At 42.8% G+C, this 20,526-nt stretch carries 20 protein-coding genes; 9 read left to right on the top strand and 11 right to left on the bottom strand.

From position 1 onward, the window contains the following. Positions 1-369: 369 nt before the first annotated feature. On the bottom strand, positions 370-1,197 hold the full coding sequence (locus C9J48_RS24720; protein WP_006232787.1) for an SDR family oxidoreductase: 828 nt from the start codon (positions 1,195-1,197) through the stop codon (positions 370-372). A 36-nt stretch (positions 1,198-1,233) separates the two neighbouring features. Then, positions 1,234-1,833 carry a multifunctional acyl-CoA thioesterase I/protease I/lysophospholipase L1 gene (tesA, locus tag C9J48_RS24715; protein ID WP_006232788.1) on the bottom strand — a complete coding sequence of 200 codons (600 nt, stop codon included), beginning with the start codon at positions 1,831-1,833 and terminating at the stop codon, positions 1,234-1,236. Between tesA and C9J48_RS24710 the strand changes: the two genes are divergently transcribed. Continuing rightward, on the top strand, positions 1,832-2,506 hold the full coding sequence (locus C9J48_RS24710) for an ABC transporter ATP-binding protein (protein ID WP_006232789.1): 675 nt from the start codon (positions 1,832-1,834) through the stop codon (positions 2,504-2,506). The two genes, tesA and C9J48_RS24710, sit on opposite strands and share 2 nt — an antisense overlap. Beyond that, complete coding sequence (locus C9J48_RS24705) at positions 2,503-4,968, top strand: ABC transporter permease (protein ID WP_006232790.1); 2,466 nt, start codon at positions 2,503-2,505, stop codon at positions 4,966-4,968. Before C9J48_RS24710 ends, C9J48_RS24705 begins: the two co-directional genes overlap by 4 nt. A gap of 70 nt (positions 4,969-5,038) precedes the next feature. On the opposite strand, the gene C9J48_RS24700 is transcribed toward C9J48_RS24705, so the two are convergent. Beyond that, a complete protein-coding gene (locus C9J48_RS24700; protein WP_036804084.1) occupies positions 5,039-5,956 on the bottom strand; it encodes a TIGR01777 family oxidoreductase in 918 nt (305 codons plus the stop codon). 389 nt (positions 5,957-6,345) lie between these two features. On the opposite strand from C9J48_RS24700, the gene C9J48_RS24695 reads away from it, so the two are divergent. The 5 genes from C9J48_RS24695 (at position 6,346) to yfcE (ending at position 9,326) form a co-directional block, all read left to right on the top strand. Continuing rightward, positions 6,346-7,080 (top strand): DUF1538 domain-containing protein, encoded by a 735-nt coding sequence (locus C9J48_RS24695; protein ID WP_006232792.1) that lies wholly within the window; start codon positions 6,346-6,348, stop codon positions 7,078-7,080. A gap of 18 nt (positions 7,081-7,098) precedes the next feature. Further along, positions 7,099-7,881 carry a DUF1538 domain-containing protein gene (locus tag C9J48_RS24690; protein WP_006232793.1) on the top strand — a complete coding sequence of 261 codons (783 nt, stop codon included), beginning with the start codon at positions 7,099-7,101 and terminating at the stop codon, positions 7,879-7,881. Further along, the gene (locus C9J48_RS24685) at positions 7,881-8,231 is read left to right on the top strand and encodes a P-II family nitrogen regulator (protein WP_006232794.1); all 351 of its coding nucleotides are present in this window, start codon (positions 7,881-7,883) and stop codon (positions 8,229-8,231) included. Before C9J48_RS24690 ends, C9J48_RS24685 begins: the two co-directional genes overlap by 1 nt. Continuing rightward, on the top strand, positions 8,228-8,659 hold the full coding sequence (locus tag C9J48_RS24680; protein ID WP_006232795.1) for a CBS domain-containing protein: 432 nt from the start codon (positions 8,228-8,230) through the stop codon (positions 8,657-8,659). The genes C9J48_RS24685 and C9J48_RS24680 overlap by 4 nt, the downstream gene beginning before the upstream one ends. A gap of 118 nt (positions 8,660-8,777) precedes the next feature. Further along, a complete protein-coding gene (gene yfcE, locus C9J48_RS24675; protein ID WP_006232796.1) occupies positions 8,778-9,326 on the top strand; it encodes a phosphodiesterase in 549 nt (182 codons plus the stop codon). A gap of 110 nt (positions 9,327-9,436) precedes the next feature. Here yfcE and C9J48_RS24670 read toward each other — a convergent pair whose 3' ends face one another. Next, complete coding sequence (locus C9J48_RS24670) at positions 9,437-9,712, bottom strand: Rdx family protein (protein WP_006232797.1); 276 nt, start codon at positions 9,710-9,712, stop codon at positions 9,437-9,439. A 380-nt stretch (positions 9,713-10,092) separates the two neighbouring features. On the opposite strand from C9J48_RS24670, the gene focA reads away from it, so the two are divergent. Continuing rightward, positions 10,093-10,938: a formate transporter FocA gene (gene focA / locus C9J48_RS24665; RefSeq protein WP_006232798.1), complete on the top strand. Its 846-nt coding sequence runs from the start codon at positions 10,093-10,095 to the stop codon at positions 10,936-10,938. A 257-nt stretch (positions 10,939-11,195) separates the two neighbouring features. On the opposite strand, the gene pta is transcribed toward focA, so the two are convergent. Both pta and C9J48_RS24655 read right to left on the bottom strand, forming a co-directional pair. Beyond that, on the bottom strand, positions 11,196-13,334 hold the full coding sequence (gene pta, locus C9J48_RS24660) for a phosphate acetyltransferase (RefSeq protein WP_036804007.1): 2,139 nt from the start codon (positions 13,332-13,334) through the stop codon (positions 11,196-11,198). A 179-nt stretch (positions 13,335-13,513) separates the two neighbouring features. After that, positions 13,514-14,710, bottom strand: coding sequence for an acetate kinase (locus C9J48_RS24655; protein ID WP_006232801.1), 1,197 nt, complete (start codon positions 14,708-14,710; stop codon positions 13,514-13,516). 337 nt (positions 14,711-15,047) lie between these two features. On the opposite strand from C9J48_RS24655, the gene yfbV reads away from it, so the two are divergent. After that, positions 15,048-15,497: a terminus macrodomain insulation protein YfbV gene (yfbV, locus tag C9J48_RS24650; protein WP_006232802.1), complete on the top strand. Its 450-nt coding sequence runs from the start codon at positions 15,048-15,050 to the stop codon at positions 15,495-15,497. A 206-nt stretch (positions 15,498-15,703) separates the two neighbouring features. Here the strand turns inward: yfbV and C9J48_RS24645 are convergent, their stop codons facing one another. From C9J48_RS24645 to C9J48_RS24625, 5 genes are all read right to left on the bottom strand, one after another. After that, positions 15,704-16,015 carry a DUF6172 family protein gene (locus C9J48_RS24645; protein ID WP_006232803.1) on the bottom strand — a complete coding sequence of 104 codons (312 nt, stop codon included), beginning with the start codon at positions 16,013-16,015 and terminating at the stop codon, positions 15,704-15,706. Positions 16,016-16,243: 228 nt separating this feature from the next. Next, a complete protein-coding gene (locus C9J48_RS24640) occupies positions 16,244-17,038 on the bottom strand; it encodes an ABC transporter ATP-binding protein (RefSeq protein WP_006232804.1) in 795 nt (264 codons plus the stop codon). Between the two features lie 15 nt (positions 17,039-17,053). Further along, a complete protein-coding gene (locus tag C9J48_RS24635) occupies positions 17,054-17,980 on the bottom strand; it encodes an ABC transporter permease (protein WP_006232805.1) in 927 nt (308 codons plus the stop codon). A gap of 67 nt (positions 17,981-18,047) precedes the next feature. Next, the gene (locus C9J48_RS24630; RefSeq protein ID WP_006232806.1) at positions 18,048-19,016 is read right to left on the bottom strand and encodes an ABC transporter substrate-binding protein; all 969 of its coding nucleotides are present in this window, start codon (positions 19,014-19,016) and stop codon (positions 18,048-18,050) included. Positions 19,017-19,450: 434 nt separating this feature from the next. After that, positions 19,451-20,416 (bottom strand): ChaN family lipoprotein, encoded by a 966-nt coding sequence (locus C9J48_RS24625; RefSeq protein ID WP_006232807.1) that lies wholly within the window; start codon positions 20,414-20,416, stop codon positions 19,451-19,453. Between the last annotated feature and the right edge of the window lie 110 nt (positions 20,417-20,526).

Raw genomic sequence — 20,526 nt, 5'->3', positions numbered from 1 at the left:
AAATGTTAACAGTAAAGCGAGTGTCACACAGACACAAAGCATATTTATTTGGCGTAATGTCATACCACACCCTCAGGGTTTTTAGTTATAAGGCGTAGGGAGGTGTAGAGAAATCAGATGTAGGAGGTTTCTCTTCAATCTACATAATTAAGATAACCTGAATATGTGACAGTAATATTACGTTATTGTTTTTTTTATCATTACTAACGCGATAATAGTGCTTAGTGCTTATTTATGATGGCTACAATACAAGGATTGAACTTTTATTACACAGGTAAAGGTGTGATTTTAAGTGGAGATAGTTGTGTTCACGAATAAAAAAGCAACCATGTTAGATATCAAGGTTGCTTATAAGACGAATAATAAGGTTTAGTTACTTTTTACTAGAAGCTTATCTAGCCATTGACTCGGCAATACACGACGTAGAAAGCCAAAAATATACGTGGGCTGAGTTACGTAATAACGCGGTGCTGGTTTATTAGTGTTAATTATATTCAACAACGGCTTAAGCACAGCTTCAGGTGTTAAGGTAAATTTATTGGTTGGTGACGATGTACCCAATCGTTCCAGTGTTTTTTTATAGCTGGCTTGGTGGCGTGAATCATCAATATTTATGTGCTTCTCAAATTGTCTTTTCGCATTGTCTCTAAACTGGCTTTCAATAGGACCGGGTTCGATTAAACTGACGCTGATCGGGGTATCCATTAATTCAAGGCGTAGTGTATCCGTGTAGCCCTCTAGGGCGAACTTACTGGCGTTGTATGCTCCTCGGTATTTCATGGCAACAAGCCCTAACACCGAACTGTTTTGAACAATTTTACCATGGCCTTGTTTAAGCATTAGAGGAATAACCAAGGTAGTGAGCTCATGCCAGCCAAAAATATTAGTTTCAAATTGTTCACGCAGCGCATGAGTGGGTAAATCTTCTAATGCCCCAGGTTGACCGTAAGCCGCATTATTAAATAGTACATCTAGTGTCCCGCCGGTAATGTCTAATGTTTCTTTTAAGCCTTGTTGAATTGACTCGCTAGTGGTGAGATCAAGTTGTACGCAATGTAGCCCTTGTGCTTGTAAAGCGGCAACATCTTTTAGGTGGCGACAGCTGGCTATAACTTGATAACCTGCTTGATGAAGTGCGATTGCACAGTGGTAGCCAATGCCAGTGCTACAGCCTGTAATTAAAATGGAAGTACTCATTGTTATCTCTCTTAAAGGTTTGCTGTAGCAGGGAAGTTATAAATAAGGTGCGATATTCTCAGCCATATATTCGGCAATCCATGGCTGAGCATCAGGTTTAGGGTGCAAACCGTCATTCATCATCCATTCTTGCTTTAAAATGATCGGTTCTAAAAAGAAAGGTAACAGTGGTGTGGCTAGCTCTTTACTGAGTTGGGGGTAAATCGAGCTGAACATATCACTGTAGCGTTTGCCATAATTGGGCGGCACTTTTATCTGCACGAGCATTGGCTTGGCATCAGCATTTTGAATTTCAGTGATCATTTGGCTGAGGTTGTTACGTATAGTACCTTGAGGGAAACCACGTAATCCATCATTAGCCCCGAGTTCAATTATGACGTAAGCTGGTTTATGTTGTTGTAATAATGTAGGCAATCGAGCCAAGCCGTTTCCTGTTGTATCACCTGAAATACTGGCATTTACAACGGTAATTTCATGACCTTGTTGCTTTAATGCGGGTTGCAGTAATACTGGCCAACTTTGTTCTGCCCGCATTTGATAGCCCGCGCTCAAGCTATCACCGACCACCAGTAATGTGTTGCCCCATGCATTTAGCGAGCATAAATAGATCAATAAAACTGAAAGGATTCGCATCATGTCAACATCCGTGATTAAGGCTGTATCTGTGTCTAAAAAAGTGACGACGGCATCGTCTTCGCTTACCATTTTGCAGGATGTTTCCCTCGAGGTCGAGCAAGGAGAAACAATAGCACTTGTTGGCGTCTCTGGCGCAGGTAAGTCCACCTTAATGACATTACTAGCAGGGTTGGATATCCCGAGTACGGGAGATATTGAGTTATTGGGACAGTCTTTGTCGCAATTAGATGATGAAGCGCGAGCAGCTTTACGCAGTGATTCGATTGGTTTTGTCTTTCAAAGCTTCTTATTAATTCCGTCTTTAAATGCAGTTGAAAATGTCATGTTACCCGCCATTATTAAAGGTGATGTGGGCGATGAAACGAGAGCATCTGATTTATTGAAACTGGTCGGTTTGGCTGGTAGAGAAACCCATTTACCTTCACAACTGTCGGGTGGTGAACAACAACGCGTAGCACTTGCGCGTGCATTCATGACGCGCCCTCAGGTGCTGTTTGCCGATGAGCCTACCGGTAACCTTGATGAGCAGACAGCGGCGAATATCATTGATTTACTTTTTGCATTAAACCGAGATCACGGTACAACATTAGTGTTAGTGACGCATGATTCTGTGCTTGCAGAGCGCTGTGATCGTACCTTACGGATCCAAGGTGGAAAGGTGGAGGCGGCATGACAGATATGGCTGACTCACAAAGAATACAAAAAAGGCAGCAACCCAAACTGTTGCTAAAATGGAGCTGGCGAGAATTATGGCAAGGTCAGCTTTGGCCGGTGGCTGTGGCGCTTACTTTGATTATTGCTTGTGTATTTGCATTGGCGGCATTGGTCAGTCGAGTTGAGAAAATCATGACAGATCAGGGGCGATCAGTGCTCGCCGCTGATTTAGTTCTGGTCTCTAATAATCCGATAGAGGCAACGTTGCTAAGTAAAGCTGAAGCGCTTGGTTTAACGTTTTCAGAGCAAACACGTTTTGGCACGATGGCATTTAGTGAACAGCAAATGCAGCTGATCAGTGTAAAAGCGGTCGAAAGTGATTTTCCATTACGTGGGAAATTGGCGTTGCAAAATCAGGAAAGTTCACACAGTAAAGTTAACCCGGGGGAGTTGTGGTTATCGGAACGTTTATTTTCTCTTTTAGATGTTAAAGAAGGGGAGACTGTTGCGATTGGTGATGCCGAATTGAAGGTGTCAGGTCAAATAGCACAAGAACCTGAGTTGTCATTTAACCCTTTTAGTCAGATGCCTGCGGTGCTTATTCATGAAGATGATGTTGCAGCGACAGGGGCGGTCCAACCCGGAGGACGTGTACAGTATCGCCTGTATTTTATGGGCAGTGACGACAAGCTTACCGCAATTCAAGATTTTGTAACGTTAGAACCAGGGCAGCGTTGGTTGAGTGAAACCTCACAAGGTCGTACTGGTGAATTTATTGATCGCGCCAGACAATATTTATCTTTGACCTTAATTCTAGTCATTTTAATGGCGACAGCGACTTTGGTACTGACGTGCCAGCATTACACCTCAACCCGCGTTGAAACCGTTGCCATGATGAAAAGCTTGGGGGCGAGTAAGCGATGGTTATGGCGTTGGTTATCTGGTCAGTTAGCGATGTTATTTGGGCTTTCAGCCATTGCTGGGCTATCGATTGGGTGGGGGCTGGAAGTATTGCTGCGTTTGCCCTTGGCGGATATTTTACCAGATCCATTGCCAGATATGGGAGTATCTCCTCTATTTATCAGTATGTTCGTTGCATTGCTGGTGGCGATCCCTGGGATTGGTATTTCTTTAATTCGTTTGCTGGATGCGCCAGCTATTTCAGTAATCCAGCAACAAGCTGATAGGCCGAAGAATAATAAAGCCTACGCTTTATTGCTATTACCTGTTGCCGCTGCATTGATTTGGTTTGGTGATAATAAATTAATGTGGATGACCTTAGCGGGTATTGTGGTCGTATTGGTATTACTTGCCTTCTTTGGCTTAGTGATTTTATCATTACTACGCAAAAGAACGTGGGGCCCAGCAATGACGTTAGCGTTGAGTCGTATAAGTCGCAGCCCGTTAACAACAGGGGCTCAATTAGCAGCACTCACGAGCTCATTAATGTTATTGGCCGTCATTTGGTTATTACGATCCGATTTATTAGCCGACTGGCAGCAAACACTGCCCATTGATGCACCTAACGTATTTGCGATTAATATCAGTTCTGAACAACAGCAAGACTATTTAGCGAAACTTGATCAAGAGAATATTCCTCACTCTGAAGCCTATCCGGTTATTCGTGGCCGAATAGTCGCGGTGAATGGGATCGATCTATTGATGCAGGCTGATGATACCGAGCAGCGTGATGAAGCATTACGACGTGAGTTAAATTTCACATGGCGTGAAACCTTGCCTATTCATAATGATGTGCTAGATGGTTATTGGCCAGAAGCTGGGTTGGCGCTAAAAGGGGTGTCAGTTGAGTCTGGTATTGCTGAGCGGTTAGGATTATCGGTAGGTGATGAGCTGGGCTTTAATGTGAATAGTCAGCCATTTTCAGCTACCGTGAATAGTATTCGCCATGTTGAATGGCGAAACATGCGGCCTAATTTTTATTTTATTTTTACCCCGGATGTGATGGCTGATTTACCTGCCACTTGGTTGGTAAGTTTTAGAATAGAGTCAGACCAAAATGATGTGGTAAATCAGTTGGGGCGGGACTACCCAACAGTGAGTCTTATGGACTTACGCACTATGGCATCGCGTATCCAATTAATGCTTCAACAAGTGTCATTATCACTATCTGTCTTAGCTGCACTAGGAGTGCTCAGTGGACTATTACTGGTAATGACGTTGCTACGTCTGAGTATGGCTCAGCGCCAACAAGAAATTAAACTGTATCGAACATTAGGCGCGAGTAGAAAGCGTATTTCAGCGACGGTATGGGGCGAGTATGGCTTGATGGCATTGATTGCTGGCTTAATGGCTGTTGTTGGTGCAGAAGCGATTGTTGCTGCGCTGGTAAAGTGGGGATTTGAAATGCCCCCACAATGGCACCCTCTATTATGGGTAATGTTGCCTACCGCTGCGATTGGTTTGGTTCTGTTTATTATTAGCACCATGCTGAAGCAGTTATTACAGCCACTAAAGTCTTAATAAACATCCGTGTGTTCACGGATGTTTATACCCAATTTAGCTTGGGTATCTTTCTTGAGTTAGATCAACATCAGTTCAACGTGTTTTTCAGAGCATGCTCTAGTTCGGGGTAACAAAAATGAAAGCCTTGTGATTCCAATTTGGCAGGTAAAGCACGTTGGCCATCAAGCAATAGTGAGGCTGATTCTCCTAACCCGATTTTAAGTAACCAAGCAGGTGTACTTAAAATATGTGGGCGATGTAAAACTCTCGCCAAGGTTTGACTGAATTCTTTATTCGTTACAGGGGTAGGAGCGGTGAAGTTAAATGCACCCTGTGCTTCTGGATTTTTAAGTAAAAATAAAATGCCTTTCACCATGTCTTGCAAATGAATCCAAGGGAAATATTGCTTCCCATCTCCGAGTGGCCCACCAAGCCCTAATTGATAAGCAGGTAGCATTTTTGCTAGTGCTCCGCCATGTTTAGCAAGCACTATACCGGTACGTAATAAGCATACCCGCGTTTTATCTGATTGCGCTAGTAAGGCTGTGTTTTCCCATTTTGTACAGACGGTTTGAGCGAAATCAAGAGGAGAGGAATTTGCGTCATCCTCATTTTTTATTTGTAGGCTTTCATCAAATTGATTAGATTTTTGATCGCCATAGATACCCACCGCAGAACCACTGATAAATGTATGGGGAGGGTTACTGCTCACATTTATTTTATCTACGATTGCATCAGTAATTGCCCAACGGCTTTCACAAATAATCTGTTTTTGTTTGTTGCTCCAACGTTTATTAACAATGGGCTCACCCGCAAGATTAATGATCACATCAATATCATTGAAGTCACTGAGCTCTTCGATAGATGAGATGACTTTGATGTGATGTCCTAATCGTTGATAAGCCATTGCAGGGTTACGACTGAGTACGATGATATGATCATGATTGAAATGAGGCAGTAGCGCTTTACCTATAAACCCGGTTCCACCTGTTACTAATATATTCATGTCCATGCTTCTCCTTCTGCTACCTGTTCAGATAATACGCCTCTTTTGAACGATACGATCAAAGAATTATTGTTGAACATGGTGTGTAGACACAGGTCTTTAGGTGTCAGTCGGTATAAGTATAACCAAGTGTGTTTATTCAGGAATAAATATCCTTAAGTTACCTCAATATGTTCGCTGAGATCGTTCTGAATTCCGTACTTGGAAGTGGTTTTGGTATAAAAGCCTTAGATATCGCAGAATGAGAAAAAGCACTACTTTTACAAGGTCTTTTTATTATGAATATTTAATAGTGTGGTGGGCTTCTCGCCTCGCACAATAAAATTTGTGTCTAAATATTAATGAGCCATAAATATAGTAGGTGAATTAATCTCACAACAAGGAGATGCATGAAATCTATTATGGCTTTATTGAAAGCAATGCTCTCTAGTTTTCGAGATTTATTACCGATTATTTTTGTTATTAGTTTTTTTCAACTGGTGGTATTACAACAGCCGTTACCGCAATGGGGGCCGATATTACTCGGGCTTATTTTTGTGGTAATGGGATTAACCTTTTTTATTTTTGGTTTAGAGATGGGCTTGTTTCCCATTGGTGAATCAATGGCGCACGCTTTTGCTAAAAAAGGCAGCTTAGCTTGGTTATTAGTCTTCGCTTTTTGTTTAGGTTTTGGTACCACCATTGCTGAACCCGCATTAACTGCAGTTGCCACAGAGGCCGCAGAAGTAGCGGCAGAAGGTGGCATGATAGATAACAATCAAGAAGCACAATTAGACTATGCCTCTGGCTTGCGATTGACGGTCGCTTTTTCTGTTGGGCTAGCCATTATGCTGGGGGTTATTCGTATTCTAAAAGGCTGGCCAATTCAGTGGATGATTGTGGGGGGCTATTTACTGGTAATGATCATGACCTGGTTTGCTCCACCAAGCATTATCGGCATTGCTTATGATTCTGGGGGCGTTACTACATCGACCATTACAGTGCCCTTAGTCACCGCTTTAGGCGTGGGCCTAGCCTCGTCAATTAAAGGGCGAAACCCGATGATTGACGGCTTTGGTTTAATTGCGTTTGCCTCATTAACGCCCATGATTTTTGTCATGGGGTACGGCATGGTGTTGAGCTAATGAGGATGACCTAAAGACATGAGTCAATTTGTTTCAACACTTGTGCAATTTTCTGACACTTTAATGATGACGGTGCGCGACGTTGCACCCATCGTAGTGATTATCTTTGGGTTTCAGTTAGCTGTTTTACGTCGCCCCGTTGCTAATTGGCGCCGTGTCGTTTTGGGGTTTGTTTACGTTATTGTTGGTTTATCGTTGTTCTTAATGGGTTTAGAACTGGCGTTATTTCCGTTGGGCGAATCGATGGCCGAGCAACTGACGGCACCTGAGTTTTTGTATGGTGAAGGGGCAGTCATTCCTTTGGTTATTGACTGGGTTGATTACTATTGGGTATATATTTTTGCCGCCGCAATAGGGTTTAGTACTACAGTGGCAGAGCCATCCTTGATTGCTGTTGCCATTAAAGCGAGTCAGGTATCGGGCGGTACAATTCAAGTAAATGGATTACGTATTGCCGTTGCATTAGGCGTTGCCATGGGCATTGCTTTGGGGAGTTATCGAATTGTGGTGGGTGACCCTTTGCATTATTACATTATGGCGGGGTATATCATTGTGGTGATACAGACTTACTTTGCACCTAAATCAATTGTGCCGTTAGCGTATGACTCTGGTGGCGTGACAACATCGACGGTGACCGTTCCGATAGTGACGGCATTAGGATTAGGGTTAGCCTCTACCGTTCCGGGGCGTAACCCGATGTTAGATGGTTTTGGTTTGATCGCGTTTGCCAGTTTATTTCCGATGATTACAGTAATGGGGTATGCCCAGTTGTCGGTTTGGCTGGAAAGGAGAGCTGAATAATGCGTTTTAAATTGTTAATTGCCTTTGTTGAAGATTCAAAAACAGATGCTGTATTGGATGCCGCGCGTGATGCAGGGGCGACTGGTGCCACTGTTATTAATAATGCGCGAGGTGAAGGGCTGAATAAAAAGAAGACTTTTTTCGGTCTTACTTTAGAGGTCCAGCGTGATGTTATCTTATTAGTGGTTGAAGAGCATTTGGCCCGCTCGATTTTAGAGACGATTGAAGAAGTCGGCGAATTTGATAGTGAGGAAGGGCAAGGTATTGCGCTTCAACTGAATATTGAAGATGCGGTTGGTGTTGCACATCAAATTGAAGAGTTAACCAAGGTGGTTGGGGACAAGTTATGAATGAATATAATTTGAGTCATCGTGAATTTGGCGATCAGCGCATTATTCGGGTTCGCGATGTAATGATGGATGCTTACGCAATGGTTGAAGGTGTTACGACGGTTGCAGATGCTATCGTTATTGCCAAGCAACGTCAGGTAAAAGCATTAATTGTTAATAAGCGTAATGCCGACGATGAATACGGTATTGTGTTAATGAATGATATTGCCAAGCAAGTTTTAGCTCAAGATCGTTCACCGAAGCGCACTAATATTTATGAAATCATGACCAAGCCTGCATTATCGGTAAGTGCCTCGATGGATGTTCGTTATTGTGCGCGATTATTTGAACGTTTTGGGATCAGCCGTGCCCCCGTTATTGAAGATGGTAAGGTATTGGGTATGGTAAGTTATAACAATATTGTACTAAATGGCATGTTGCATGATTGAGCGGATTTAACGGCGTTTCAACCTTAGATTGAGTGTGTTTTGAAACAATGCTGAATAGAAAAAAAAAGTGGATAAGCGTAATATGTTGTTCCTGTTTTACAACGTGTGACTTTGCTTTATGAAATTATTTTTTGCCTCCGATATACATGGCTGCTACGACAGCGCGAAAAAAGCGATTGCTGCATTTGAGCAAAGCGGAGCTCAGCACTTAATATTATTAGGCGATGTCTTGAATCCTGGCCCAAGAAATACTGTTCCTGTGGGTTATGCGCCGACTAAAGTCGCTGATTTATTGAATCAGTTTGGTGACTGTATTATTGCCGTGCGTGGTAACTGCGACAGTGAAGTCGATCAGATGCTGCTAGATTTCCCGATGTTAGCGGACTACAACTTAGTGCTTTTGCCTAATGGTAGACGTTTATTTTTGACTCATGGCCACTTATATAATGCCGATAAGCACCCACGCTTAAAAGTGGGTGATGTGATTGTATCGGGTCATACACATATCCCCGTGGCTGAACAAAAAGGGGACCTTGTATTATTTAACCCCGGATCAGTCACGATGCCCCGTGGCGATCATCAGGCAAGCTTCGGTGTGTTTGAAGACAATACGTTAAAAGTCATTACATTTGGTGGTGATGTACTTCGCTCTGTAGCTATTAACTAGGTTTAGACGAAAAAATACAGTAGTGAAAACAAGAAAAGCGCAGCATTTTCATCGTTACATAATGAGTGGTGCGCTTATTAGCCTCAATTGCATCTGCGACTACATAGTCATTAACGATCGACATGCCCTAAATCTCGCTCTGGATCGATCACATCTCGTACGCGTTGTTTAAGTTGTTTGGCATCAGGAAACCCACCGTCCGCTTTACGCTCCCAAATTAATTGCTCATTACAGTGCACCTCGAAGCGTCCACCTGTGTCTGGGTGCAAACTGATGGTGTCAATTTCTTCGCTGAATGTATGTAGCAATTCTTGAGACATCCACGTTGCGCGTAACATCCAATTGCACTGACGACAGTAGTAAATATCTATTTTTGCTTTATTCATGTCCACCTCTTTACGAAAACAAGACTAAAAATCTTGAAGCCTAGATGCAAGTAATTTACTTCAAACCAATCGTAAAGATTAATACTTCTAAGCAGCGTTTGATTTAGGCGTTACTTTTTTTTAATCGTAAGGTGTGCGCCTTAATCATCCTACACGACGTAATATACCCATGAAACGTAAGTAATTCCTTTATTTACAACTGTATACACCCTAGTAACGATGAAGGGTAAGTCTGAATATAATTATTTATCTCGGAATATGCGAACAAAGATTGCGTTTTTTTCGATGTTTTATGGTGTTTAAGGCTTGAAATTAACCCTTGTTGGGTTCAGTATCCGCTGTCAATTTTTTGTATTTCAATATGTATCAGGTGAGTGTTTATGAATCAGGGTCAATTTGATTCCCTTTTACCGCCGCAGATGGCGGAAAAAGCTGCAGAAGTCGGAGTAGGTAAGGCAACTAAAGATCCAATGAAGTCTTTTCTGTTGGCTATTACTGCAGGGCTGCATATTGGGATTGCATTTATTTTCTATACCACGGTGACGACGGGTTCTGGAGATATGGCATGGGGAATGAGTAAGTTCATCGGTGGGCTTGCATTTAGCCTCGGGCTTATTTTAGTGGTGATCACTGGCGGTGAACTTTTTACGAGTTCTGTCTTGACGTTAGTGGCTCGTGCGAGTGGTAAAATTAGCTGGAAAAGCTTATGTATGAACTGGGGCATTGTTTATATCGGTAACTTGATCGGTGCTTTGTTACTGGTGGGTATCATGCTGGTGGCTAAGCAATACATGTCGGCTAATGGCGCGGTAGGTATTAATACCATGCAAATTGCTCAACATAAATTGCACCATGGTTTCTTTCAAGCAGTTGCGCTTGGCATTATGTGTAACGTATTAGTCTGTGCTGCCGTTTGGATGACATTCAGTGGACGTACTCTAACAGATAAAATCATGGTGATGATTTTACCCGTAGCGATGTTTGTATCTGCAGGTTTTGAACACTGTATAGCGAATATGTTTCAAGTACCGATGGCGATTGGTATTAAGACACTGGCATCACCTGAGTTCTGGCAACTGAGCGGTATGAACCCCGCTGATTTTGCCGATTTAACCATGAGTAATTTTATTATTAATAACCTTATTCCAGTGACTCTCGGTAATATTATTGGTGGTGGTGTGTTCGTCGGGATGGGCTACTGGCTTATTTACTTGCGCAGTGAGTAGTACCGTCGTTTATTGATGGCGCTTAGAGTAGAGCGCACAAAACAATAAAGAACATTAAAAAGGTCATAATGATAAGCAGATCATTATGGCCTTTTTGATATGAAAGACGTAAATCCTCTTCATTTTTTCTGCATCAATTGTTCATTACTGGGTACTTTAAACATGTTGTAGTATCTGGTTTTCCAAGTTTAAAGTAAAAAAAACGCCCTTGCATTACTGCAGAGGCGTTCGGTATAGCTTGTTTAGCTAATCAGTAATTACTTAGCGTCTTCAGATTGTTTTGCCTGAATCGCAGTAAGTGCAACGGTGTATACGATATCGTCTACAAGTGCGCCACGAGAAAGGTCATTTACCGGCTTACGCATGCCCTGAAGCATAGGACCGATAGAAACTAGGTCAGCTGAACGCTGTACCGCTTTGTACGTCGTGTTACCAGTGTTTAGGTCTGGGAATACGAATACTGTTGCTTTACCCGCTACAGGAGAATTAGGCGCTTTAGAAGCGGCTACATTTTCCATGATTGCAGCATCGTACTGTAGAGGACCATCGATGATTAGATCAGGACGTTTCTCTTGAGCAATGCGTGTAGCTTCACGTACTTTATCAACATCAGCACCCTTACCAGATGTACCAGTAGAGTATGAGATCATAGCAACGCGAGGTTCGATACCGAATGCTTTTGCAGAATCAGCAGATTGAATTGCGATTTCAGCAAGTTGTTCAGCATTTGGATCTGGGTTGATTGCACAGTCACCGTATACCAGTACTTGATCAGGCAGAAGCATGAAGAATACTGAAGATACGATAGATGCATCTGGTGCTGTTTTGATGATTTGGAACGGAGGAACGATAGTGTTAGCTGTTGTGTGTACCGCACCAGAAACAAGACCATCAACTTCATTGTTTTCTAGCATCATTGTGCCTAAGAAAACAGAATCTTGAAGCTTTTCACGTGCCACAACATCAGTCATGCCCTTCGCACCGCGAAGCTCAACAAGACGTTTAACGTAGTTTTCACGAACTGCTTCAGAGTCGATGATTGTAACACCAGCGCCTAGTGTAACGCCTTGCTGTTCAGCAACACGTTTGATTTCTTCTGGATTACCAAGAAGAACACACTCAGCAATACCGCGTTCAGCACAGATAGCTGCAGCTTTAACGGTACGAGGTTCGTCACCTTCAGGAAGAACAACACGCTTAGCAGCTTTGCGCGCTAGCTCTGTTAATTCATAACGGAATGCTGGTGGGCTTAAACGACGTTCTTTAGCAGAACCTTCAGTTAATGATTCAATCCACTGACCATCGATATGGCTAGCCATGTATTCGTTAACGAATTCTACACGTTCTTTATCGTCTGCTGGTACTTCAAGGCTGAAGCTCTGAAGGTTCAGAGATGTCTGCCAAGTGTTACCCAGTGCCGTCATTACAGGTAAGCCTGTTGCGAATGCACGCTCACAAAGATCCATTACTGGCTTAGGTAGTTCATAGCCGCCAGTAAGAAGAAGTGCACCGATTTCAACGCCGTTCATTGCAGCAAGACATGCCGCAACGATAACGTCAGGACGGTCTGCAGAAGTTACTAGTAGTGAACCAGGACGGAAGTGCTCAACCATGTTAGGTATAGAGCGTGCACAGAAAGTAACACTCTTGATACGACGAGTCGCAATATCACCTTCGTTGATGATTTGAGCGTTAAGGTGTGCAGCAATATCTGTTGAACGTGTTGCAATTAGCTCTGAGCTCCATGGTGCACAACCAAGTACACGAATAGGGCTAGAGTTGAATACTTGCATTACTTCAACGTTTAGCGGAATAGTTGTACCGTCTATATCGTCAAAGATTTCAGATAGGTCTGGGCGAGTACGGCCTTCAGCATCGACAGGTGCGTTTAGCTTGTTAACAATAACGCCTGAGATTTGCTTGTTTTTAATGCCGCCGAAGTTAGAGCATGCTACTTCGATACGCTCTTTTAGTTGTGCGGGGTTATCAGTACCGTGCGCAATAACGAATACGATTTCCGCACCCAGCGTTTTAGCAATTTCATAGTTAATCTGATTCGCAAATGGGTGCTTGCGAGTCGGTACAAGACCTTCGATTAATGCTACTTCAGATTGCGCTGTTGATTCTTTGAAACGTGCGACGATGTCTTCTAGCAGTACATCACTTTGGTCGTTACGAAGAAGTTCTTCGGCACGTGCCATTGTAAATGGTTCTGCAATTTCCATATCGCTGTTAGCACGGATGATCGTTGTAGTCAGATCAGGCTTTTCACCACCACTACGTGGTTGTGCGATAGGCTTAAAGAAAGAAACACGAACGCCTTTGCGTTCCATTGCACGTAAAACACCAAGGCTTACGCTTGTTAGACCAACACCAGCGCCAACTGGGATAAGCATAATAGTACGGGACACTATGAATTCCTCAAACTATTGAATAATACAGCGCTGTTCGATAACGATTCTAAAGACAGGTCGATCTGCAAATTAGAACAATTATGGAGCAACGCCACAACAAACAATTGTATTACACATGAAAAAACGGCCAGCCTAGGCCAGCCGTTATAATAATCGTTAGATTAGATAGCAGCTAGACGCGCTGTATCTTCTGCGATAACTAGTTCTTCGTTAGTCGAAACTACCATTGCAGGAACACGGCTGTTTGCAGTCGTGATAACACCTTCTTTACCGAAGCGTGCTTTAAGGTTTGCTTCGCCGTCAACTTCAACACCTAGGATAGCAAGACGGTTAAGAACCATTTCGCGGATAGGAGCAGAGTTTTCACCGATGCCGCCAGTGAATGTGATAGCGTCTAGACGACCTTCTAGTGTTGCAGTGTAACCAGCAACGTACTTAGCTAGACGGTGACAGAATACGTCCATTGCACGAGTTGCTTCTTCTTTCTTACCGTAGTTGTCTTCAACGAAACGACAGTCAGAAGTCACTTGAGTTAGACCTTGAAGGCCAGACTCTTTAGTTAGCATATTGTTGATTTTTTCAACAGAGTAACCAAGTGTATCGTGTAGGTGGAAAATGATCGCAGGATCGATATCACCACAACGCGTACCCATTACTAGACCTTCAAGCGGAGTAAGACCCATAGATGTATCTACAGATTTACCGTTCTTGATTGCACAAACAGAAGCACCGTTACCTAGGTGACAGTTGATGATGTTTAGTTCATCTTCTGGCTTCTCTAGTAGCTCAGCTGTTACACGTGTAATGAACAGGTGAGAAGTACCGTGCATGCCGTAACGACGGATAGCGTGGTCTGTGTATAGGTTGTACGGAAGTGCGTATAGGTACGCTTCTTCAGGCATAGTCTGGTGGAAAGCAGTATCGAATACAGCAACGTTTTTAAGTGCTGGAAATGCTTTCTGTGCCGCTTTAATACCGATGATGTGTGCAGGGTTGTGAAGAGGTGCTAATGCAGAGCAATCCTCGATACCTTGAACTACTGTTTCATCGATAAGAACAGATTGAGTGAACTTCTCACCACCGTGAACTACACGGTGACCGATAGCTGCTAGGTTAGCGGCAAGTTCTGGCTTAGAAGCAATGATGCTTTCTACCATAAATGCTAGTGCTTCTTCGTGAGCAGCACCATCGCCAAGTTGAGCTTCGTGCTTGCCATCAAGTTTCCACTTGATACGAGCTTCTGGAAGGTGCAGACATTCTGCAAGACCTGTTAGGTGTTCTTCACCTGAAACAGCGTCAACAATAGCGAATTTAAGAGATGAACTACCGCAGTTAAGAACTAGAACCAGCTTAGACATGAGAGTGACTACCTATAATCTGTCTGAAAGTTGATATTCGTGAGAATAAAAAAAGTACCCATAGCGTAGACGACTTTTGATACAGTCAGTCTAAATCGGGTTAAAATTGTGCACTATCCGTAGGGCTAGAATTGAGTAACCCACAATCCTGGGTCATCCTTGATGGCTGCTTTAGGTTGCCTAAATGGTAATTACAGGCAACAATTAACTTAAAGCGTGCTTAGGATAGCCGATTGTTACCCAATATAACAAAAAGATTTTAGAAAAATTTAATTTGAATCAAGTTTGTTACTACTTTATTTTAATAATTATGGTTTTTTTTGATGGTTGGTGCTTTATGACTCAACGAACGGTTTGGCAACACTTCCAAAATGGTCAGCAGTACATGGCAACATGGCCTATGCGCAAAGAGCTAGCAGCCATATTCCCAGAACAGCGCTACATTAAAGCGACAAAATTCGCGACCCGTGTTATGCCTGCCGTTGCAGTTATGAGTGTCTTAAGCCAAATGGCATTCAATAACTATGGCGCGCTACCACAAGCAATGACGGTGGCGCTATTTGCATTGACCATGCCCTTGCAAGGTTTGTGGTGGTTGGGTAAGCGCAGTCGAACGACGTTGCCACCTTCATTAGCCATTTGGTATCGTGAAATTTATGAAAAGATCACCAGTGAAGGGCACGCAATGCAGCCGTTGAAAAAACAGCCTCGATATCTTGAATTGGCAGAAGTCTTGAATCGCGCGTTTAAGCAACTGGATAAAACATCGTTAGAAAGGTGGTTTTAAACTGATACACAATACGACGTTGTGATCTTTTAGATGTGGTACAACATTATTGAAAAGTAAAAAAGCCCTGAGTAAGGGCTTTTAGTTCAGGTCAGTCATGTTCTGCGCCGCAAGACGATAGCGAATTGATCAAACTATCGTAAAGCCCTACCCAGTACTGCCTTCAATACGAATGTTAACAGTGAAGCTATTAACAGCGAAAATGTTTATTCGTCTTCAAATAAGCCGTCTAGTGGCTTTTTAGTACGAATGCCATCTTTAACTAAAATCTCAAGATAGAATGAAGTCAGTTCTAATTTCTCTGCTTCATCAATGCACTTGTTGATTTCTTTAAGGTGGATTACTTTTGCTTCTTGTTCGGTGTGACCAAACTTACAATCAAAATCCCAAAAATCGACACCAGAAGGAAGCTGCTTATTACGCTCTCTTTTGATGTACTTTTTCACTTCACTTTTAACTGATTCAACGACTCTTGGCACAGCTTTTTTTGGGTGAGTTAAAGCAAATGTTTTTTTCATTGTTTTCCTAAATCTAAATAAGGGCTCAGAAAAGATAGAGCGCTAGGCATATTTTACTTCAATTCTACAACAGTAGCGACGGTGAAGTGGTATTTCAATTGATTCTAGGATTTTTATACGTATAGGAATAACAGGTAACTCTTTAATTCTTATCGTTAATAAACATAACCCCGTAATAATCTATATCTAATAATAAAGTAATACAGGGGTTATGTTCGTTGAATTCAACTAACTCAATAAAAGGCTGTCATCCGCTAATTCTTCGCCTCGCACTTTGCTGAACATTTCAAGTAGTTGTTTCACGTCCATGTTATCTCGCTCTTGACCTTTAACATCTAAAACGATTTCACCTTGGTGAAGCATGACGGTGCGATCACCGTGCGCGAGGGCATCTTTCATTGAGTGCGTCACCATCATTACGGTGAGATCGAACTCTTTCACCACTTTTGTTGTGAGGGCGAGTACAAAAGCGGCCATTCTTGGGTCTAGTGCCGCGGTGTGTTCATCGAGCAATAACAGCTTACTGTCGGCTAATGTCGCCATGACTAAACTCACAGCTTGGCGCTGACCACCTGAAAGTAAGCCAATACTATCACCTAAACGATCTTCTAAACCTAAGCCAAGAATACTGATACGTTCTTGAAAGAGTTTACGGCGGTTTGAAGATAACGCCATTTTCCAGCTACGTTGGCTACCACGTTTATAGGCTAATGCCATATTTTCTTCAATCGTTAAAGAAGCACAAGTGCCAGCTAAAGGATCTTGGAATACGCGTGCGGCATATTGCGCGCGTTGATGTACGGACTTATCCGTCACATCAATATTATCAATCAGTACTTGCCCATCGCTCATGGGGGTTTCACCACTGACAGCGCCCAGCAAAGTTGATTTCCCTGCACCATTTGAACCAATCACAGTAACAAATTGTTTTTCAGGCACCACTAAGTTAATGCCACGAAGTGCTTGGTTTTCTAAAATCGTGCCTTCGTTGAAGGTAACGCGAATATCATTTAATTCAATCATCTTGAGCTTTACCTCCTAGGCAAGTTTTTTGGTTACGGCAGCGCGTTTTTTTTTGCGATTGAAGCTAGTTTTCATTCGAGGTGCAATTAAGGCAACAGCAACAAGAACAGCGGTGATCAAATTAAGATCGGAGGCTTTGAGCCCGAACATACCTGAACTTAATGCAAATGCGACCGCGAGACGATACAACACTGAGCCCACAATAACGGCGACCACGGCAACCCATATTTTTCTACCTGGAATAAGGGTTTGTCCCAAGATAACCGCAGCAAGACCTACAACGATTGTACCAACACCTGATGTGACATCAGCAAAGCTGTTTGTTTGAGCGAATAGAGCGCCAGAAAAACCAACAAAACCATTTGAAAGCGCGAGACCAAGGTAGGTATATAACGCGGTGTTGCCGCCTTGTGCACTTACCATGCGGCTATTCACGCCCGTTGCACGTAAACCTAAGCCAAAATCACTGGCTAGCAAACGAATGATGAACCAAGCACTGAAGACCACAAGCAGAGCAACAACCAATAAGCGAATTAAATTAGAATCAAAACCGTAATCCATCGCAAAATTTTCGAACGGGGTCAAAATAGTTTCTTCCCCTAAAAGAGCAAGATTAGGGCGACCCATAATGCGGATATTGATAGAGAAAGCGGCAATCATGGTCAGAATACTGGCCAATAAATGTAAAATATTGCAGCGAATGGCTAAAAATCCAGTAACTAAACCACAAGCACCACCTGCAAATATGGCCATCAATGTGGCTATCCATGGATTAATGCCAGCTACGATTGCAGTAGCAGCGACCGCAGCGCCCATAGGAAAACTGCCATCGACGGTTAAATCGGGAAAATCTAAAACGCGAAAAGTCAGGTATACACCAAGTGCAACCAATCCATACACCAATCCAATTTCTAGCGTACCAATGAAGGCAAAGAAAGACATCTATAACACTCCTTGTCTTATATGAAAGAGGCAAGAGTAATGGCTCTTGCCTCTTGCCATTTGAAACTTATTTTTCGATTGAGGTTGCGCGTGCTAATACTGCTGCTGGGAACGAAATCCCTAGTTTCTCGGCAGCTTTTTGATTTAAGGCTAGATCTGACCCTTTCGCTACATTAACTGGTAAATCAGCGATTTTCGTGCCTTTAAGTAACGCATCAACATAGTCAGCTGTTTGAATACCAACTTGGTAATAGTCAAAGCCCAATGCTGCAAGTGCACCATTTTCAATATAGGTAGTGGATGCGCCAATAATCGGTTTGTTTGCTTGGTTTGCTGCGTTTACTAGTCCATCAATCGCACTGGCAACTGTGTTATCTGTCGGGGCGTAAATCACATCAACTTTTGAAGCGATAATTTGCGCTGCTGATTGAACATCAGCACTCTTAAGAGCTGTGCCTTCTACTACTTCAATGCCTTTTGCTTTTGCGGCTTCACGTAGTAACTCAACTAACGCAACAGCATTGGATTCGCCTGGATTAAAGACCACCCCGATACTTTTCAGATTTGGAATGATTTCTTGCATTAGCTCAACATGTTGAGCAACGGGTGATAAGTCAGAAAGACCGGTTACATTACCGTTGGGTTTTTCCATGTTTTTAACGAGCTTTGCACCAACAGGATCAGTAACAGCAGTAAATACAACGGGAATAGAACGAGTGGAAGCGGCAAGGGCTTGTGCGGTTGGTGTTGCAATACCGACTAAGACATCAGGTTGTTCACCGACAAATTGTTTGGCAATTTGAACTGCAATCGCGGGATTACCCTGTGCTGTCTGATAAGTGAATTCAAGGTTTTCACCTTCGACGTATCCTTTTGCTTTTAAACCATCCAGTAAACCTTGGCGTGCAGCATCAAGAGCGGGGTGTTCAACGATTTGTGATACTGCGACTTTGGCCACATCCGCGAAGGCAGATGCGGATGATAGTGCGAATGATGCCGCTATACCGGCTGCGACAAGTAGTTTTTTACCCTTCATTGCAAGCTCCTTGCTTTATTATTTTATCCAGTTAGAGAGCAGTCTCTAGTTCGAACTGTGATCTCATAGGATAATGTTTTAGCGCAAAGCGAAAAGAAAGAACATCTAATTTTTAACAAAGTTGAAACATTATATCTATCGAATATGTGGTTTTTTGATGAAATGACGGGGGGTTAATTTGATATTTAGATGCTGGGTGGCATTTAAATGCTATGTATTGGGTATTATTTCGGTTGATTATTCTTAATTTGGATTTTTAATTATATTGATCTTAACTGACTTATTTTTTACATGGAAAAGCTCAAAGCCTATTCAGCTTCAGGAAAGGTTGTTGCAGGATAATGAACTAGTAAAAGAGATATATAGCTGTATCTCTCCTAAGTCCTCCACCAGCTGGCCGCCGATGGGGGACTACTCTTTTCTGGCTATTCGTTTTATTTGGTATAACACTTCAATTCTTTATTTCTGCTTGAAATGCTTTTCATTGCAGCCATCATTTTATCTTTACTTACATAACCTTTGGGCAGTGGTATTACATTGACTCTATAATCAGGTGCATCCTCAGCGATATTCGATTGCTCAGTGACAGGGGTAACCATAACGATGTTAAGTTCAGGGTTACGTGCCTTAATACGCGATGCAGTACCTAGTCCTTCAGCAACATGGAAGCGCCCTGCAACATGGATAATTTGTTTACCAGGATGTTTCGCTAAATAGTCCACCATACTTTCTGCCATGGTGTCATCCCAAGCGGTTTGTGCTGCAAACTGGCGTTGTGTTTTTGCTTCATCACCGTGATGCATTGATGCTTTGAATTTCGCTTGGTAGGCATCTGGTGTTAGCGTTAAATTATCAGCTACCCACTTACGTTCGTTATTCGGCAGACGGTCAAGATAATCTGTGCCTTCTCGGCCAATGCATCGAACAATAGGCTTAGGTGCATTCGCGGCAATCACATCCAGACTATTTTGCTTTGCCAATTCCACTAAAGGGCGGTAGTCACTGATATAGTTAGGCCAAGCATTCCCTTCTTTTATGAGTGTTTGTTCGCCAATCTCTCCCGCTAAATATTGATCAACTAAAGGCTGCTTATCGCGGGTAAATTGTTCCATCGATAAAGCCATATTAGGGTTTTGGCGATAAAGTTCGGCAAACAGTTGGGCTTGCATTAAGTGCGCCCCCGGATGCCCATGCCATTCGCCCACAAGAACAATATCGGCATCGCTAATCGCTGAGGCAAGTTTTGATAGGCTAAGTGTTGCACCTTGTGGCGAGGTGATCGTGTAATCATACATTGTGGGTGGCAAAGGTTGTGTCGTTGTTGTATTTACAGGTAATTCAGGCTGTGTTGTACAGCCAATAATCATGCCGGTTAGCCCAAGAGAGAACCATTTTTTCATTTGAATACCACACCTTAAAAAGAACTCACATGCAAAGATGCGCATGCAAAAGTCGAAATACACAGTATGAATACCTATTTTATTCATGATGGGATCAAACCTCATGCAAT

The organism is Photobacterium profundum (assembly GCF_003026285.1).
Taxonomy (GTDB): domain Bacteria; phylum Pseudomonadota; class Gammaproteobacteria; order Enterobacterales; family Vibrionaceae; genus Photobacterium; species Photobacterium profundum.
This window is presented reverse-complemented; position numbering and strand designations above follow the sequence as displayed.

Excerpts from the sequence above, each read along its gene's own strand:
- C9J48_RS24720 (WP_006232787.1), bottom strand. The coding sequence starts at position 1,197 with ATGAGTACTTCCATTTTAATTACAGGCTGTAGCACTGGCATTGGCTAC.
- C9J48_RS24710 (WP_006232789.1), top strand. The coding sequence starts at position 1,832 with ATGTCAACATCCGTGATTAAGGCTGTATCTGTGTCTAAAAAAGTGACG.
- tesA (WP_006232788.1), bottom strand. The coding sequence starts at position 1,833 with ATGATGCGAATCCTTTCAGTTTTATTGATCTATTTATGCTCGCTAAAT.
- C9J48_RS24705 (WP_006232790.1), top strand. The coding sequence starts at position 2,503 with ATGACAGATATGGCTGACTCACAAAGAATACAAAAAAGGCAGCAACCC.
- C9J48_RS24700 (WP_036804084.1), bottom strand. The coding sequence starts at position 5,956 with ATGAATATATTAGTAACAGGTGGAACCGGGTTTATAGGTAAAGCGCTA.
- C9J48_RS24695 (WP_006232792.1), top strand. The coding sequence starts at position 6,346 with ATGAAATCTATTATGGCTTTATTGAAAGCAATGCTCTCTAGTTTTCGA.
- C9J48_RS24690 (WP_006232793.1), top strand. The coding sequence starts at position 7,099 with ATGAGTCAATTTGTTTCAACACTTGTGCAATTTTCTGACACTTTAATG.
- C9J48_RS24685 (WP_006232794.1), top strand. The coding sequence starts at position 7,881 with ATGCGTTTTAAATTGTTAATTGCCTTTGTTGAAGATTCAAAAACAGAT.
- C9J48_RS24680 (WP_006232795.1), top strand. The coding sequence starts at position 8,228 with ATGAATGAATATAATTTGAGTCATCGTGAATTTGGCGATCAGCGCATT.
- yfcE (WP_006232796.1), top strand. The coding sequence starts at position 8,778 with ATGAAATTATTTTTTGCCTCCGATATACATGGCTGCTACGACAGCGCG.
- C9J48_RS24670 (WP_006232797.1), bottom strand. The coding sequence starts at position 9,712 with ATGAATAAAGCAAAAATAGATATTTACTACTGTCGTCAGTGCAATTGG.
- focA (WP_006232798.1), top strand. The coding sequence starts at position 10,093 with ATGAATCAGGGTCAATTTGATTCCCTTTTACCGCCGCAGATGGCGGAA.
- pta (WP_036804007.1), bottom strand. The coding sequence starts at position 13,334 with ATGCTTATCCCAGTTGGCGCTGGTGTTGGTCTAACAAGCGTAAGCCTT.
- C9J48_RS24655 (WP_006232801.1), bottom strand. The coding sequence starts at position 14,710 with ATGTCTAAGCTGGTTCTAGTTCTTAACTGCGGTAGTTCATCTCTTAAA.
- yfbV (WP_006232802.1), top strand. The coding sequence starts at position 15,048 with ATGACTCAACGAACGGTTTGGCAACACTTCCAAAATGGTCAGCAGTAC.
- C9J48_RS24645 (WP_006232803.1), bottom strand. The coding sequence starts at position 16,015 with ATGAAAAAAACATTTGCTTTAACTCACCCAAAAAAAGCTGTGCCAAGA.
- C9J48_RS24640 (WP_006232804.1), bottom strand. The coding sequence starts at position 17,038 with ATGATTGAATTAAATGATATTCGCGTTACCTTCAACGAAGGCACGATT.
- C9J48_RS24635 (WP_006232805.1), bottom strand. The coding sequence starts at position 17,980 with ATGTCTTTCTTTGCCTTCATTGGTACGCTAGAAATTGGATTGGTGTAT.
- C9J48_RS24630 (WP_006232806.1), bottom strand. The coding sequence starts at position 19,016 with ATGAAGGGTAAAAAACTACTTGTCGCAGCCGGTATAGCGGCATCATTC.
- C9J48_RS24625 (WP_006232807.1), bottom strand. The coding sequence starts at position 20,416 with ATGAAAAAATGGTTCTCTCTTGGGCTAACCGGCATGATTATTGGCTGT.